Below are 16249 nucleotides of genomic sequence, written 5' to 3' on the forward strand. Positions count from 1 at the left end.
GCGCAACAGGATGATCAAGCCGCTGCTGATTGCGGCCACCGTGCTGGCCGCCGCACCCGTGTTCGCGCAGAACGGTGCCGACGCCGCGCGCGATCCGAAGAAGACCGAGGTGTGGACGCCGGTGCCTGCGACCGTTGCCACGCCGCCAGGCAAGGCACCGTCCGACGCAATCGTGCTGTTCGATGGCAAGGATGTCTCCGCGTGGGAGTCAGAGCAGGGCGGAGGCGTGCCCTGGAAGGTTGCCGATGGCGCCATGACCGTCGTGCCCGGCAGCAAGGGCATTCGCACCAGGCAACGCTTCTGCGACGTCCAGCTGCATGTCGAGTGGCGCACGCCTGCCGACACGAAGGGCTTCGACGGGCAGAACCGCGGCAACAGCGGCATCTTCCTGCAGGAGCTGTATGAGCTGCAGGTGCTCGACAGCTACAACAACCCGACCTATGCCAATGGCCAGGCGGGCTCGATCTACAAGCAGGCCATGCCGTTGGTGAACGCCTCGCGCGCACCGGGTGAGTGGCAGGCCTACGACATCCTCTGGAAGGCGCCGCGCTTCTCGCAGGGCGGTGGACTTGTGTCGCCCGCGCGCATCACGGTGCTGCACAACGGCGTGCTGGTGCAGGACGACACTGTGCTGGCGGGCAAGACCGAGTACATCGGCGCGCCTTCGTACGCACCGCATGGGTGTGCGCCGCTCTACCTGCAGGAGCACGACGCCAAGGTCAGCTACCGCAACATCTGGGTGCGCGAGCTATAGTGGCACACAGCCGGCGTGGTTGCCGGCCGCTTACTTCGCCAGGTAACTGGCGATGTCATCGATTTCCTGTTGCGACAGCTGGGAGAAGGGCGGCATCAAGCCGCCGCCCTTGCTGATCTTTTCCTTGATCTGCGCAGGAGCCATGCGCTTGCCGATATCGGTGAGCGCCGGGAATGCGCCCGGCATGCCCGCACGATCCGCACCATGGCAGGCCACGCAGTTCGCGGTGTAGAGCTTTGCACCCGCAGCCGGGTCATCCTTGCACCAGGCGGTTGTGGCAACGCTCATGCCGCCCAGGGCCACCGCCATTGCCAGGATCATTTTCATGTGGGGCTCCTTGATGCGTCAGCGCCGCGCACGGGCGGGCACGTTGGTGGTCAGGTGTTCACGCAGATAGTCCGCACCGGTCTGGATGATCTTGGCCGGATCGCGTGGCTGGTCGTGCTCGATGATGTACCAATGCACGCCGGCGGCTGCCGCAGCAGGCAGGATCGCGCTCCAGTCCAGCACGCCCTGGCCCACCGCGGCGAATCCGCCTTCGTCCTGGGCCTGGCCCTTCGGTGCATTGTCCTTGGCGTGCACCGCGAATACGTGGCCGCGGAACTTTGCCAGCATCACGGCCGGGTCCAGGCCTGCACGCGCGACCCAGGCCAGGTCCAGCTCGGTCTGCAGGTCGGGGCCGGCGGCGGCGAACAGCAGCTCCAGTCCGGTCCTGCCGTCGAAGTCGGCCAGTTCGAAGTCGTGGTTGTGGTAGGCCAGGCGCATGCCCTTGCCGCGCACCTGTTTCGCGATCCGGCCCAGTTCCTGCCCCAGGGCAGTCCAGCCGGCGGCATCGCCCGGGCGATCCTTCTTGTCCAGGTACGGCACCACCAGCATCGTGTTGCCGATTGATCGGTTGAAGGCGACCACACCGTCCAGGTTGCTGCGCAGCTCGGCCAGCGGCACATGCGATGAAACCGCCCTGATCGAATACCGGTCCAGCAGCTGCTTGAGTTCGGCCGCGCTGGTGTTCTGCGTGCCGACCGTTTCCACCGCATGGACGCCTGCGTCGTGGACGATCTTCAGTTGCTGCTCGAGCGAGCCGGCATCGCGCAGGGTGTACATCTGTACCGCGATCGGCTTCTGCGTGCTGACAGCTTCGACTGCGAAAGCGGGCAGGGTAGCGAGCAGCAGGACGAGGCTTGCAGTTCCATGGACAAGGGCTTTCATCAACAGATCCTCCCGGGTTTCAACCGATGACGGTCCAGGCACGCGACCTGGCCGATGCAATGACACGATCGACGATCTGCGCCGAGCGCACGCCGTCCTCGAAGGTGGGCAGGCCCTGCGGCCGCTCGCCCTCGATGGCGCGATAGCTGTCGGCGACGAATGCTTCGAAGCACTGGGCGTAGCCCTGCGCGTGGCCGGCGGGTAGCAGCGACAGCCGGCGCTGTTCGGCACTGCCGGCGCCCGGCCCGCGCACGAAGACCTCCTCGCGCTGGTCGGGCAGGCCGATCCACAGCCGCTCGGCATCCTCCTGGTTGAAGGCCACGCTGGCCTTTGCGCCATCGATCTCGAACCAGAGGCGGTTGTGGCGCCCGGCCGAGACCTGGCTGACCGTCAATGACGCCAGCGTACCGGCGCCGGTCCTGAACATCGCCGCGGCAACGTCCTCGCTCATGACGGCCTGCATCGCGCTGGCTGCCATTGGCGTGCTGAAACTCTGCCCGCTGACGGCGCCGCGCTCGGCGATCACCGTGGCGAATGCCGCGTTCACTTCGGCGAAGCGCTCGCCGCTGACCCATTCCACCAGGTCGCACCAGTGCGAGCCGATGTCGGCGAACACGCGCGATGCGCCACCCAGCGCCGGGTCCACGCGCCAGTTGTTGCTGGCCGGGTCCAGCAGCCAGTCCTGCAGGTAGCTGCCGTGGATCAGGTGCAGCGGCCCCAGATCGCCTTCGGCGATGCGTGCGCGTGCCTCGCGCACCACCGGGTGGTAGCGGTAGACGAAGGGGACCGTGGCAACCAAGCCGGTCGAGGAGGCCAACGCCGCCAGCGCCTGCGCATCGTCCAGCGTGGTCGCCAGCGGTTTCTCGCAGATCACGTGCTTGCCGGCTTCCAGTGCGGCCTGCGCCATCGCGCGGTGCAGATGGTTGGGCGTGCAGACATGCACGACCTGCACCTGCGGATCGGCGATCACCTCTTCGATATCCCGATAGGCGCGCGGGACATTCCACAGCTGCGCCATCTCACGCGCGCGCTGCGCTGACGAAGCGGCAACGCCGCGTACCTCGGCACCGGCGAGCAAGGCCGCGCGGCGGTGCACGGCGCCGATCATGCCGGCGCCGACGATGGCGATTCCAAGCGTTGGCATCGGCTCGAATCCTCAGCGTGTGGAAGATGCGGCGGCCACGGCGGGCCGGTCGCGGAACAGCAGCAGGAAGGCGATCAGCACCACCAGCGCGACAGCGGCCGGGAACAGCCATATCTGCTGCCAGTCGGGGCCGGCTTCGGTGGTGAAGTGCTCCACCACCGCGCCGGACAGGAAGGTGCCGATCAGCATGCCCACGCCGTACGTGGCCAGGGTGATGAAGCCCTGCGCGCTGCTGCGCACGGCGGGGCCGGCATGGGCATCGGTGTAGATCTGGCCGGTGACGAAGAAGAAGTCGTAGCAGATGCCGTGCAGCACGATGCCGATCACCAGCAGCGAGAAGCCGCTGCCCGCATCGCCGAAGGCGAACAGGACGTAGCGCACCACCCAGGCCGCCATGCCGACCGCCAGCATCGTCTTGACGCCAAGGCGAACGAACAGGAACGGCATGGCCAGCATCAGCAGCACCTCGGAAACCTGGCCCAGCGACTGCAGGCCTGCGGCGCCGCGCACGCCCAGGTCGTTGAGATACGGATTGGTGAAGTTGTAGTAGAACGACAGCGGGATGCAGATGGCGATGGAAGCCAGGAAGAACACCAGGTAGGCGCGCGACTTCAGCAGCCGCAATGAATCCAGCCCGAGGATCTGCCCCAGCCCGGCATCGCGCTGCTGTGCCAGTGGCGGCGTGTGTGGCAGGGTGAACGCATACAGGCCCAACACCAGCGATGCCAACGCTGCCATCCGGAATGTCAGTTCAAGCCGATGCGCCTGCTCCCAGCCCAGCCAGCCGATCAGCACGCCTGCGACAATCCAGCCGATGCTGCCGGCCACGCGTACCAGCGGGAACTGTTTCTCGGGCGACTGCATGTGCCGCATCGCCACGCTGTTGGCCAGCGCCAGCGTCGGCATGAACAGCAGCATGTAGCCCATCACGCAGGCCGAGAACACACTGAAGCTGGTGGCGGTGGACGCCAGCCACATCAGTACCGCGCCGGCCAGGTGCAGCACCGCGAGGATGCGCTGCGCGGCGAAGTAGCGATCGGCGATCAGGCCGACCAGGAACGGCGCCACGATCGCGCCGATCGACTGGCTGAGGAAGGCGGTGGCCACCTGGCTGGCGCTGGCCTGCAGCGGGCCCTGCACCAGGTACGTCCCGAGGGTCACGAACCACGCTCCCCAGATGAAGAACTGCAGAAACATCATCGCGCCCAGGCGCGACATGGCGTGCGACATGGCTTGCCCTCCCGGGGCGGTAATGGCTCAGATTCCCAGCATGTGGTGCAGTGATGCGGCGTCCGTGCCACTGTCGGCAAAGTCATCGAAGGCGCGCTCGGTCACCCGGATGATGTGGTCGCGGATGAAGGCGGCACCTTCGCGTGCGCCGTCCTCCGGGTGCTTCAGGCAGCACTCCCATTCCAGTACCGCCCATCCGGGGAAGTCGTACTGGGCGAACTTGGAGAAGATCGCCTTGAAGTCGATCTGGCCATCACCGGGCGAACGGAACCGGCCCGGACGATCGATCCAGTCCTGGTAGCCGCCATACACGCCGCTGCTCGCGCTGGCGCGATACTCCGCGTCCTTGACGTGGAAGATGCCGATACGCGCGTGGTAGCGGTCGATGAAACCCAGGTAGTCCATCTGCTGCAGCAGCAGGTGGCTGGGGTCGTACAGGATCTTGGCGCGGGGGTGATGGTCCACCACGTCGAGGAAGCGCTCGAAGGTCGCGCCGTCGTGCAGGTCTTCACCCGGGTGGATCTCGAAGCACAGGTCCACGCCGCAGGCGTCGAACGCATCCAGGATCGGGCGCCAGCGGCGGCCGAGTTCGGCGAAGGCTTCTTCCACCAGTCCCGGTGGACGCTGCGGCCAGGGATAGAAATAGGGCCAGGCCAATGCGCCGGAGAACGTGGCATGCGCGGTCAGCCCCAGGCGCTGGCTGGCTTTGGCGGCCAGCAGAAGCTGCTCGACTGCCCAAGCCTGGCGGGCAGCCGGATCGCCGCGCTTGTCCGCCGGCGCGAATCCGTCGAACAGGCTGTCGTAGGCCGGATGCACCGCGACCAGCTGCCCCTGCAGATGGGTGGACAGCTCGGTGATCTGCACGCCATGACCGGCCAGCATGCCGGCGACGTCGTCGCAGTACGCCTGGCTGCGCGCGGCCTCGGCCAGATCGAACAGGTGGGGCGCGCCGGTGGGGACTTGTACGCCAGAATAGCCCAGACCCGCGGCCCATCCGGCCAGCGTGTCCAGCCGATCAAAAGGAGCTGTGTCGCCGATGAACTGCGCCAGGAACAGCGCTGGACCCTTGAGCGTCTTCAACGTGATTCGCCCTCGATGCAATCGATTGCATTATCCTAGCAGGGGCTCACGCAGGACCTGTTGTGCACTGCACAGCAGACAGGAGAACTAACGCCATGGCCACCATCTACGACATCGCGAAGCACGTCGGCGTCTCCGCAGGCACGGTGTCGCGGGCGCTTTCCCGGCCGGACAAAGTGTTGCCGGCTACCCGCGCGCGCATCGAGCAGGCCGCCGCCGCACTGGGCTATGTGCCCAACACAGTGGCCCGCACGCTCAAGACCCAGCGCAGCGGCAAGATCCTGGTCACCGTCCCGGACATCGCAAATCCGTTCTTCGCGCAGATCCTGCAGGGGGCGGAGGAGGCCGCGCAGGCGGTCGGCTATGCGGTTCTGCTCGGCGATACCCAGCATCAACCCGACCGCGAGGAGCGCTATGCGCAGATGCTCCGGCGCAACGAGGCCGACGGCATGATCGTGCTGGGGCACCGCCTGCCGCCCACGGCGCGCGAGATCGTCCAGCAGCGCGGTGCCGCCGCGCCGGTGATCAACGGCTGCGAGTTCGACCCCGCACTGGGCATTCCCAGCGTCCATATCGATAACGCCGCGGCCGCGCGCGTGGTGATGGAACATCTGTATGGGCTGGGACACGAGCGGATCGCCGTGGTCGGCGGACCGCCGGACAATCCGCTGCACCAGCAACGGCTGGAAGGGGTGCGGGCGGCTGGCAAGGCGCGCGGACGCCTGCGCCAGCTGAACATCGTGCCGGGTGACTTTTCGGTGGAATCCGGCCATGCGGCTGCCATGGCGCTGCTGGACGGCATGTCTGCGCCAACGGCGATCTTCTGTTTCAGCGATCAGATGGCGCTGGGCACCCTGGCGGCCTGCCGCGATCTGGGCATCCGCGTGCCGGAGGATCTGTCCATCGTCGGCTTCGATGATCTGGCATCTTCCCGCTACCTCACGCCGCCGTTGACCACCATCCGGCAACCGATGCGGGAGATCGGTGAGCGCGCGGTCAACCTGCTGCTTGCCATTATCGAGCACATGGATGTGCCGCTGCAGCAGACGCTGGATTTCACCCTGATGCTGCGGGGTTCAACGGCGCCACCCAGGCGTGGGTGAGGCAGGATAACCGCCGTGAATCCTTGATCCCGAATTGACGCAGAGGTGTCAGACTCACCACAGGCCGCCCGGCAAGGGCGTGCGATCGCGCAAGGGGGTCGGCAATGCCGTTCTTGACGGACTCGACGGAAGTCGCGGTCGAAGGCATCGGCGCGGCACGTCGCATCGGCTGGATGCGCTTCGTGGGCAATGGGCTGGGCGCGATTCCCATCGCCTCGATCATTCTTGAACGTCAGGACGGCCCGTGGGCCTGGGTGTTGCTGCTGCTCAACGCGCTGGCCTGGCCGGCGCTCGCGCTGGTGCTGACCCAGCGCTCACGGCAGCCTGCGGTGGTCCAGTTCCGTTGCATGGTGGTTGATTCCTTCTTCGGCGGTGGCTGGATCGCCTTCATGGGGCTCAGCGTGGTACCCAGTGCGTTGTTCGCCGCGCTGCTGGTCGCCGACAAGATCGCCGCCGGTGGGGTGAAGCTGGCGGTACGGGCCACACTGGCACTGGTAGCGGGATTCGCGCTCACCTGGTGGGGCCTCGGGTTTCCTTACCAGCCGGTGTCATCGCAGCGCACGATCGTGCTCAGCGTGCCGTTCCTGTTCGTCTACGGCATCGGCCTCAGCATCCTCAGCTGGCAGCTGGCGCGGCGGGTGAAATCGCAGAACCGCCAGTTGAAGCGGCTGAGCCGCATGGACCCGCTGGTGGAGCTGGCCAACCGCGGCTTCCTGATCGTCCGTGCGCAGCAGGCACTGGACAAGGCGCAGGGGCAGGGTGGTTTTGCCTGCCTGCTGATGCTTGATGTTGATGACTTCAAGCGCATCAATGACTCGCACGGTCATCGCGCCGGGGACGAAGTGCTGCGCCATATCGCCTCCACCTTGCGCGCCTTCGCCCGGCCCGGGGATACCCCTGCGCGGCTGGGAGGCGACGAGTTCGTCGTGCTGCTGCAGGACTGTGCGCCCGTCGATGCGATGCATGTGGCAGAGCGGGTTCGGCTGCAACTTCTGGAGGCAGCACGGCAGGCAACCCCGGGCATCGAGTTCAGCGTCAGCATCGGAATCGCGGCGACGCCGCGCGGCGGCAGCGTCGAGGACTGGCTGGCACTGGCCGACCGCGCGCTGTACCACGCCAAGCGCCAGGGCAAGAACAACGCCAGCTATGGCGAATGAGGTGTTGACACGTCTCTGGCGCAGGCCAGCAGCTGGGCGGCCGTTGCCGGAGGCTTGCAGCGCACCGCCAACTGCAGCGTAGTGGTCGGCATGCCCAGTTCCAGCGCAACAAAAGCCAGGCCGCTGCGGTGCATGCTCTGCATCGAGGCCGGCACGATGGCGATGCCCAGGCCGGCAGCGGCAAGGTTGATCGCTGAAGCCACCTGCGGCGCTTCCTGCTGGATGGTGGGCGCAAAGCCCTGGCTGCGGCAGGCAGCGACGACGTCTGCACTCAGGCCCTGGCCCGATTTCCGCGAGAACAGGATGAAGCGCTCGTCGCGCAGCTCGATCAGCGCGATGCTCGTCCGGCACGCCAAAGGGTGATCGGCCGGCAGTACTGCCACCAGGGGTTCGGCACTGAGTTGCTGTGTCATCCGTTCACCGGTATTGGAAAACGGCGGGCGCACGATTACTGCATCGAGCTCGCCATCATCGAGGCGCCGGACCAGGGATTCACTGCCATCTTCTACCAGCCGCACCTGCACTGCCGGATGCGCCCGCTGGAAGCTGCGCATCAGCGCGGTGACCGCCTCGTTGTAGGTCGCCGATTCGGTCAGCCCCAATGTCAACGTGCCGACCTCGCCGCGTGCGGCGCGCAGCGCCTCCTCCTTGGCCTGGTCGACGCGCGCGAGGATGTCCTCCGCGGCTTTCCAGAATACCTGGCCAGCATCGCTGAGCACGATGCCGCGTCCCTGCCGGTGGAACAGCGGTGTGCCGATCTCTTCCTCCAGGGCGCGGATCTGCTGCCCGAGCGGCGGCTGGGCGATATGCAGGGCCTCGGCGGCCTTGGTGAAGCTCTGCAGCTGGGCAGTCATGACGAAGTAGCGCAGGTGCCGCAGTTCCATTGGAACCTCAAACGTTCTGGTGCTGTACGAACACGGTATTGGACGGTCGCCGCTGGCGGCAACATCATCGGTATCCCACGGCAGATGTCCAACGACAAGGGAGACCACATGAAAAAGACACGTCAGTTGCGCGATCTGCTCCGCCAGGGCAGCGTGATTGCGCCAGGTGCATTCGATGGATTGTCGGCACGCCTGGTGGAGCTGGCCGGCTTCGATGCGGTGTATGCCAGCGGCGGCGCCATCGCGCGTTCGGCCGGCGTGCCGGACATCGGCCTGCTCGGCCTCAGCGAAGTGCTTGCGCAGGTTGAACGGATCGTCGATGCCTGCGATCTGCCGGTGATCGCCGACGCTGACACCGGCTTCGGCGGCACCGCGAATGTTGAACGCACGGTGCGCGCGTTCGAAAGGGCAGGCGTTGCCGCCCTGCATATCGAGGACCAGGCCTTCCCCAAGCGCTGCGGACACCTGGATGACAAGACGCTGGTCGACGCGGGCGAGATGTGCACGAAGATCCGTGTCGCCTGCCAGTCGCGGATCGACCCGGAGTTGATGATCATCGCGCGTACCGATGCCATCGCCTGCGAAGGCCTGGATGCGGCGATCGAACGGGCGCAGGCCTATGTGGACGCGGGCGCGGACATGATCTTCGTCGAGGCACCGGAAACGCTGGAGCAGATCGAGGTGATTTCGCAGCAGGTTCCCGGGCCGAAGCTGATCAACATGTTCCACAGCGGCAAGACGCCGCTGGTACCCGTGGCGCGGCTGGCCGAACTCGATTACCGGCTGGTGATCATTCCCTCGGACCTGCAGCGCGCTGCGATCCGGGCCATGCAGCGCACTCTGCAGGAGATCGCAGCGACTGGCGACAGCGGGCGTGTTGCCGGCGAGCTGGCCAGCTTCGGCGAGCGTGAGACGATCGTGCGCACGGCGCGGTATCTGGCACTGGACCGGGTGTGATCCGGGCGTGATTGCGGACGTGCCGATGGACGGAGAAGGGGCGGCGGAATCCGCGTGTGTTGCCTGTTCATCCTTCACCCGGAATCATCGCCGCCAATCCTCTACCATGGGCCACCCTGCCCGGACGTGCCGCCCATGCAAGACGCCCTCGTTGCCCAGCCCAAGCCCCCCGTCCCGAGGATCGCGGCCTGGCTGATGATGCTGCTGGGCATGTGGCTGGCGTTGAAGCTGGGCCTGGTGGTGACCCTGCTGTCGGGCCTGCTGGTGTTCCAGCTGACCCACCTGCTGGCCTCCACCGTGGAGGGCAAGCTGCCGCCAGGCCGGGCGCGGGCGATCGCGGTGATCGTGCTGTCAGCGGTGATCATCAGCGCGCTGGTGCTGGCCGGGATCGGCGTGGCGTCATTTTTCCGCAACGAGACCGGTGGACCGGACGCATTGCTGGCGCGGCTGATGGAGATCCTCAATTCGTCGCGGCACCAGGTGCCGGCGCTGCTGCAGCCGTACATCCCCGAGGACATGCCGGCGCTGCGCACGGCACTGAACGACTGGGCCGCCGAGCATCAGCGCCAGCTGGGCGTGGCCGGTACCTCGGTGGTGCAGGTGGGCGTACGCGTACTGATCGGTATGGTGCTGGGCGCGATGATCGCGCTGTATGACGAACTGCCGCTGCCGAAGATGGGCCCGCTGGCGCAGGAGCTGATCGGCCGCACCAGCCGCCTGGCCACCGCGTTCCGCCAGGTGGTGTTCGCGCAGGTGAAGATCTCGCTGCTCAACACCGTGTTCACCGGCATCTTCCTGCTGGGCGTGCTGCCGTTGTTCGGCGTGCACCTGCCACTGTCCAAGACCCTGGTACTGATCACCTTCATCGCCGGCCTGCTGCCGGTGGTGGGCAACATCATTTCCAACACCATCATCACCATCGTCGCGCTGTCGGTCTCGTTCTACGTGGCCGTGGCGGCGCTGCTGTACCTGATCGTGATCCACAAGCTGGAGTACTTCCTCAATGCGCGCATCGTTGGCGGCGAAATCCAGGCCCGCGCCTGGGAGCTGCTGTTGGCGATGCTGGTGATGGAAGCGGCGTTCGGCCTGCCCGGCCTGGTGGCGGCGCCGGTGTTCTACGCCTACGTGAAGCGCGAACTGGTCGACCAGCGCTGGATCTAGTACGGCAGGGTGTGACGCATTCGCCTCAGCCCGGCGCGGGGTGAGACCTTGCCGGCGCGTTCGCGGTGGCTGCGGTATACCCATGGTCACGGTTCGCGCGGCACTGGCTTGGCGCTCCCGGGACCGGCGGCTACAGTGATCCGCACTTCAGGGGAAATTTGCATGGCCGGCAAGGCATCGCCCATCGGACTGCGGACCTGGGTCTGGATCCTGGCGGGGTCGTTCGTGGTCTGTACGCTGCCGTTGATGGCCATCGCGCTGGTCCAGGGCACGCTGCGCTACAGCGCTGCCGAGGACAACCTGGTCAGCCTGCGCCAGCTGCGCCAGACCTTCGACCTGGCCAACCTGGTCTCGGCCGAACGCGGCCCGGCCAACAGCCTGCTCGGTGCCGACCCGGCCGATGCCAGCGAGCATGCGCGGCTTACGCTGCAGCTGGCGGTGGTGCGCAGGCGTGTGGACACCGCGCTGCAGCAGCTGGATGCCGTGTTCACGGCTGATCCGGGCGTGGTGGATGAGCATGGGATGCTGGCAGACGCGCAACGTCGCCTGCAGTCGGCACGCGCGGGCGTGGACCGGGTGGCAGCGCAGCCGCGCGACGCACGACGCGTCGAAGACGTGGAGCGCGCGATCAGCGGCATGTTTGCCGTGGTCGACCGCCTGCACCTGCTGACCTCGGCACAGATCAACGTACTGGTCCGGGCCGACCGCGAAGCGGCGATTCCAGCCATGCAGGGGCAGGTGCTGATCGACCTGCGCGAACACGGCGGGCGTCTGGCCTCCAACGTGATGGCGCCGGTGGCGGTCCCCGGTGCCTGGCGCAACGAACAGGTGCGCGCGGCGCTGCAGACCGAGGGCCGCCTGTTGGAACTGTGGCGGCTGGCCGGCAGCCACGAATCGGTGTTCCGCAGTGATCCGACGCTGTCCTGGCATTGGGATATGGCGCGCCGGCAGTTCTTCGGCGAGTCACTGCCGATGATCGAACAGCTGATCGACGACGGACGGCGTGGCCTGCCGCCGCCGTGGACCGCTGCCGAGTTCACCACGCGCTACGTGCCGACCCTGCAGTCGTTTGAGGCGCTGCGTGACGGTTACCTGAGTGTGTCCATCGCCAGGTTCGAGCACACCCGCAACCGGGAGGCCACGCGGCTGGCGGTACTTCTGGCCACCGCGCTGGGAACCCTGGTGGTACTGGGTGTGGCGCTGCGTATCGCGCATCTGCAGATCCTGCGGCCTCTGCTGCAGGCACAACGGCAGGTGATCCAGATTGCCTCCGAAGCGCCGGGGCCCGAGCAGCATGTCACCCATCCGCTGGCCGAGATGCAGCGCCTGTTCGATGCGATTGAAGTGCTGCGTGAGAAGTCGCGCGAACGCTCGGCGCTGACCAGCGAGCTGCGCCAGCTGGCCGGCACCGATGAATTGACCGGACTGCTGAACCGTCGCGCGCTGGAGGAACTGGTGCAGCAGCGCCACGACGAGGGGCGGATGAGCGCAGTGGTGATCCTGCTGGACGTTGATCGCTTCAAATCGATCAATGATGGTCATGGCCACGATGCGGGTGATGAAGTGCTGGTACAGGTGGCGCAACTGCTGCAGCGCCATCTTCGCCGCAGCGACAGCATTTCCCGCTATGGTGGCGAGGAGTTCCTGGTGCTGCTGGCCGACGGTGACCTGGCCGCTGGCCGACAGCTGGCCGAATCGCTGCGGCTTGCGCTGCAGCAGCTGGACATCGTGGTGGCCGGCGGTACCGTGCTGCGGGTGACCGCCAGCTTCGGCGTGGCCCGCGGTGCTACCGACGCCTTGGGCTGGCGGACCCTGCTGCGTGCCGCCGATGCGGCCATGTACCAGGCCAAGGCGCAGGGCCGCGACCGCGTGCGGGTCGCCGGTGGTGGGCGCATTCCACGCTGAAACATCATGTTCATCGCTGGCGCACGCATGGCTGCCTAGACTGGACCTTCGACCATCTGGCAGGAGCGCATCATGACCGTTTGCCCCGTCGTTGCTGCAGCGCTGCTGGCCGGGATGCTGGCCGGCTGTACCTCCACTTCGTCGCAGACCGCTGCGGATGCGCCGCGCCACCCCTCGGTTGCCGCCGACCTGAGCCCGGTGCCGGCTTTCACCGGCGGCGGTGCGGGTTGGAGCATCGAGATCGCCTCCACCGGCCAGGGCAACCACGATGCCAGCCTCAGCGCTGACGGCCGTACCCACAAGGGCACGCTGCGCTATCCGGGGCAGCCGGCCGATGCACCGAGCTCGCTGATCGTGCTCAACGGCGAGCTTGGCCAGCAGCCCGCCATCGTCGAGATCAAGCGTGAGTCGTGTCGCACTGCCGAAGGTGTGGACACCCTGGCCAGCGTGCAGGTGACGATGGAAGGGCAGCCGCAGCGCCGCGGTTGTGGCCACCTGGCCGTGTATTGATCCTGTGCGCCGTCGTGCTTGAGATTCCAACCCTGCACACCGTGCGCCTGCGGCTGCGTCCACAGCAGCTGGATGACTTCGGCGTCTATGCCGCGTTCCTGGCCTCGCCGCGTGCGCGGGGAATGGGCGGGCCGTTCGGTGAGGTGGCGGCGTGGGGGCAGTTCTGCCATGACCTCGCCAGCTGGCATCTGTTCGGCCATGGCGCGTTGATGATCGAGCGTGCCGATACGGGAGCCTGCATCGGCCAGGTCGGGATCAATCATGGCCCGCTGTTTCCTGAAAAGGAGCTGGGCTGGTTGCTGTACGACGGCCATGAAGGGCAGGGCTTTGCCACTGAAGCGGCCGGTGCACTACGCGATTGGGCGTTCGTGGTGGTGCGGCTGCCGACGCTGGTCAGCTACATGGCGCCGGACAACCTGGCATCGCAGGCCGTCGCGCGGCGCCTGGGCGGGGCGCTCGATGCGCACGCCGTGCGCAGCGATGCGGATGATCTGGTCTACCGCTACAGCACCCGGTAGTGCCGGCCGCTGGCCGGCATCATCGGTGCACCGGGCGCGTCATCCACGCATCAACGGTGGCCAGTTCCGGCGCCAGCGCGTGTTCGACAGCACGCCGCAACAGCGCTGGTGCCACGTAGTGCCGGTGTGCGGCATCGATCAGTGCCATGTAGATGCGGCCGAACGCATTGAGGGTCTGCACGCGTGAGCCGAGGCTGATCTCGAACTGGCCATCGGCACAGCGCCGTACCCGTACGCTGCTGCGGAAACGTAGATGGCGATCATCGGCGCCGAGCAGCACTTCGGCACAGTCATCTTCTGCATCGACGTGCGAATCCAACACTGGATAGCGACAGGCGAACAACCGGCTGCGGTCGGTCGACAGCAGTGACGATACCGGGCAGCCGAGCGGCGACGTACGCAGCCGCAACGGCGCCACGAGGCGGTTACGCAGTGCCATCAGGTGGCCCACGCCGGTGGGCGGATTGCGCAGGAAGCCCTCCAGTACATCGGCCAGCAGTACCGACGCGGAGTGATGCGCGACCTGCGCGCTGTCCAGGCACAGCGTGGTCTGGTCCTGGTAGTGGCTGTGCGGCAGCGCAGTGGCCAGCAGCCCGTCGCTGTGTGGTGCCTGTGACTGGACCGGGTAGGCCGGTGTGGCGCGTTCGACGAACCCGCGCAGCGGCCGCAGTGGAATCCGGCGCAGCGGACCGAGCAGGGCACGGGTACGCGCACACAGCTGAGCACTCAGGCTGGGGGGGGCGGCCTGCAGCGACAACTGCAGCAGTGGCGCTGCCGCGAGTGCGGTGGCCGATGGCCAGTGGGCATCGGGCAGTACCTCGGTCAGGCTGGGGATATCGGCCGCGTTGCGTTGAACCTGTGCACGGGCCTGCTCATCCATCGCCCCGGCCAGCTCATTGCTGTGGCAGGACAACGCGAACAGCGCCGGATGTGCGCGATGGTTCGATGCGAACTGGTGCCAGGTGCCGCCGCCGAAGCGCACGGTGAACAGGCAGTCCGGTGGAATGCGGATGCGCCGCAGCGTGCGTGCGAAGGCAGCGGGATCGCGCGCCAGCTGCGCGTCGGAGGCGGTGGCGAAGCGCAGCTCGGCGCCTGCGCTTCCGGCGATGGCGGTGAACATGCGCGGGCCTGCATGGCGATGAAACGGGTGGCCACCGGCACCGACGGTGAAGCTGTACAGCGAGGAGGCGTCGCCCTGCTGCAGATGCATGCCGCCCAGTCGCGCCGAAGGCTCGTCCAGCGCATCGACGAAGGCCGGGTGGTGGCGCTGGCGCTGGCTGGCGTCGGTCACCAGCACATCACCGGCACCGATGCCGAGCTGCGCGATCAAGGTGACTTCGGTCGGGCTGCCGCCCTCCTGCCCCGGAAGCTGCACCCTTGGAAACGAACGGCGGTCGCGGGTCGAACCAGGCATGGTCATGCTCCTTGGCGGGGCGGTTCAGCGGGCTGGGGACTTGCGGCGCGCGCGTGCTTCGCGCTTCAGCGGGCCGCCGACCGGACACACTTCGGCTGCCCAGGAAAACAGCGTGTTGGCCAAGCGGTCGGGCACCTGCCGGAAGTAGACGAACTGGCCGCGCTTCTCGCGTTCGATCAGGCCGGCTTCCTCGAGGATGCGCAGGTGGCTGGACAGCGCCGGCTTGCTGAAGTCGAAGCGTTCGGCCAGCTCGCCCGCGCTCAGCTCACCGGCGCTGAGATAGGCCAGGATCTGGCGGCGGGCGGTGGAGGCGAGGGCTTCGAAGATACGGTCTATGGCGAGCTAATTAACTAATTCGTTAACTGATGCTCCTCCCGCCAGCGGCGGCTGTCAAGCCATGACCCGTTGCGCGTGGCGCCCGGGCTTTGCCATCCTCCCTGCTGTTTTCCGTAGCGTGGAATCCCGATGCGTCCTGTGTTCTGGCTGGCTTTGGCCGTGCTGCCCACCCTGGCGGTGGCGCAACCTGCGCGTACTGCAAAGGGCAAGGCCCCTGCGCAGGATCCCTTCAGCGAGCTGTTCGATACTGCCTGCATGCAGCACATCGGTGCCCCGGCGCGGTTGCAGTCGCTGATGGAATCCAATGGGCTGTCGCCGTTGCAGCCCGCCGAAGCCGCGACGCTGTTGCAGGGGCAATCGGGCGTGGCCTGGATGGTGCCTCTGGCCAGTGGCCGCTATGCGGTGAGCTGGGCTGACGATGGCACGTGTACGGTCTACGCCGAAAAGGCCGACGCGGCGGTCGTGCAGAAGGGATTCGCCCGGTTGGTGCAGGCCGCACCGAAGCCGTTGCAGGTGCGGTCGCTGCCAGGGCGTGGGCCGCTGTCGGCCGATCAGGTGGCCATCCAGTACGGCTGGGCCACGCCGGGGCAGAGCAAGCTGCAGGTGCGATTCCGCCTGGTCACACGGCAGGCGGCCGAAGCCGGCGTGCAGGCGATGGCCTCGGCGGCCCCGGGCGAAGCGATGCTGGCGCAGGGCGCGCCTGGGCCCTGAAGGGCCCACGCTCGCGATTCAGCCTTTCACGCGGCAAGTGGTATATCGTTTATCGATAAATTCATCCGGGGCGGCGAGGCCACCCCAATGCCGGAGGCCGCTTGACCGCTCGTCCCGCCCGCGCCAGACCCGCGCGAGGCTTGTTCACCCTGGCCCAGGCCGCCGTACAGGCGGTG

The 16249-nt window shown here is 67.1% G+C and carries 17 protein-coding genes; 9 read left to right on the plus strand and 8 right to left on the minus strand.

All coding sequences use genetic code 11. From position 1 onward, the window contains the following. The first annotated feature begins 10 nt into the window (after positions 1–10). Positions 11–754, plus strand: a complete 744-nt coding sequence (locus ACZK33_RS06020) for a 3-keto-disaccharide hydrolase (RefSeq protein WP_423175227.1) — start codon at positions 11–13, stop codon at positions 752–754. Between the two features lie 30 nt (positions 755–784). Here ACZK33_RS06020 and ACZK33_RS06025 read toward each other — a convergent pair whose 3' ends face one another. From ACZK33_RS06025 to ACZK33_RS06045, 5 genes are read right to left on the minus strand one after another with little or no spacing between them, the layout of a single operon-like run. Then, entirely contained in the window at positions 785–1081 is a 297-nt protein-coding gene (locus ACZK33_RS06025; RefSeq protein ID WP_106467339.1) for a c-type cytochrome, read from the minus strand. 18 nt (positions 1082–1099) lie between these two features. Continuing rightward, complete coding sequence (locus tag ACZK33_RS06030; protein ID WP_423175228.1) at positions 1100–1963, minus strand: sugar phosphate isomerase/epimerase family protein; 864 nt, start codon at positions 1961–1963, stop codon at positions 1100–1102. Positions 1964–1982: 19 nt separating this feature from the next. Further along, the gene (locus tag ACZK33_RS06035) at positions 1983–3107 is read right to left on the minus strand and encodes a Gfo/Idh/MocA family protein (protein ID WP_423175229.1); all 1125 of its coding nucleotides are present in this window, start codon (positions 3105–3107) and stop codon (positions 1983–1985) included. Between the two features lie 12 nt (positions 3108–3119). After that, a complete protein-coding gene (locus tag ACZK33_RS06040; protein ID WP_423175230.1) occupies positions 3120–4337 on the minus strand; it encodes a nucleoside permease in 1218 nt (405 codons plus the stop codon). 27 nt (positions 4338–4364) lie between these two features. After that, positions 4365–5417, minus strand: a complete 1053-nt coding sequence (locus tag ACZK33_RS06045; RefSeq protein ID WP_049422750.1) for a sugar phosphate isomerase/epimerase family protein — start codon at positions 5415–5417, stop codon at positions 4365–4367. A gap of 95 nt (positions 5418–5512) precedes the next feature. Here ACZK33_RS06045 and ACZK33_RS06050 point away from each other — a divergent pair, with 95 nt between their 5' ends. Beyond that, complete coding sequence (locus ACZK33_RS06050; protein WP_423175231.1) at positions 5513–6520, plus strand: LacI family DNA-binding transcriptional regulator; 1008 nt, start codon at positions 5513–5515, stop codon at positions 6518–6520. Between the two features lie 104 nt (positions 6521–6624). Then, the gene (locus tag ACZK33_RS06055) at positions 6625–7677 is read left to right on the plus strand and encodes a sensor domain-containing diguanylate cyclase (protein WP_032127639.1); all 1053 of its coding nucleotides are present in this window, start codon (positions 6625–6627) and stop codon (positions 7675–7677) included. Here the strand turns inward: ACZK33_RS06055 and ACZK33_RS06060 are convergent. Further along, positions 7665–8561: a LysR family transcriptional regulator gene (locus ACZK33_RS06060; protein WP_107433637.1), complete on the minus strand. Its 897-nt coding sequence runs from the start codon at positions 8559–8561 to the stop codon at positions 7665–7667. The two genes, ACZK33_RS06055 and ACZK33_RS06060, sit on opposite strands and share 13 nt — an antisense overlap. 108 nt (positions 8562–8669) lie before the next feature. On the opposite strand from ACZK33_RS06060, the gene ACZK33_RS06065 reads away from it, so the two are divergent. From ACZK33_RS06065 to ACZK33_RS06085, 5 genes are all read left to right on the plus strand, one after another. Continuing rightward, on the plus strand, positions 8670–9518 hold the full coding sequence (locus ACZK33_RS06065; RefSeq protein WP_049398866.1) for an isocitrate lyase/PEP mutase family protein: 849 nt from the start codon (positions 8670–8672) through the stop codon (positions 9516–9518). A gap of 135 nt (positions 9519–9653) precedes the next feature. Further along, positions 9654–10679, plus strand: coding sequence for an AI-2E family transporter (locus ACZK33_RS06070; protein WP_423175232.1), 1026 nt, complete (start codon positions 9654–9656; stop codon positions 10677–10679). A 162-nt stretch (positions 10680–10841) separates the two neighbouring features. Further along, positions 10842–12584: a GGDEF domain-containing protein gene (locus tag ACZK33_RS06075; RefSeq protein ID WP_423175233.1), complete on the plus strand. Its 1743-nt coding sequence runs from the start codon at positions 10842–10844 to the stop codon at positions 12582–12584. Between the two features lie 72 nt (positions 12585–12656). After that, positions 12657–13094, plus strand: coding sequence for a hypothetical protein (locus ACZK33_RS06080; protein WP_423175234.1), 438 nt, complete (start codon positions 12657–12659; stop codon positions 13092–13094). Between the two features lie 14 nt (positions 13095–13108). Next, positions 13109–13612, plus strand: coding sequence for a GNAT family N-acetyltransferase (locus tag ACZK33_RS06085; RefSeq protein WP_423175235.1), 504 nt, complete (start codon positions 13109–13111; stop codon positions 13610–13612). Positions 13613–13631: 19 nt separating this feature from the next. Here ACZK33_RS06085 and ACZK33_RS06090 read toward each other — a convergent pair whose 3' ends face one another. After that, positions 13632–15026, minus strand: a complete 1395-nt coding sequence (locus ACZK33_RS06090; protein WP_423175236.1) for a DUF2867 domain-containing protein — start codon at positions 15024–15026, stop codon at positions 13632–13634. Positions 15027–15050: 24 nt separating this feature from the next. Next, a complete protein-coding gene (locus ACZK33_RS06095) occupies positions 15051–15362 on the minus strand; it encodes a metalloregulator ArsR/SmtB family transcription factor (RefSeq protein ID WP_004147836.1) in 312 nt (103 codons plus the stop codon). 129 nt (positions 15363–15491) lie between these two features. On the opposite strand from ACZK33_RS06095, the gene ACZK33_RS06100 reads away from it, so the two are divergent. Further along, complete coding sequence (locus tag ACZK33_RS06100; RefSeq protein WP_423175237.1) at positions 15492–16073, plus strand: NMCC_0638 family (lipo)protein; 582 nt, start codon at positions 15492–15494, stop codon at positions 16071–16073. Positions 16074–16249: the final 176 nt, after the last annotated feature.

Source organism: Stenotrophomonas sp. 86156_Sma (assembly GCF_056481625.1).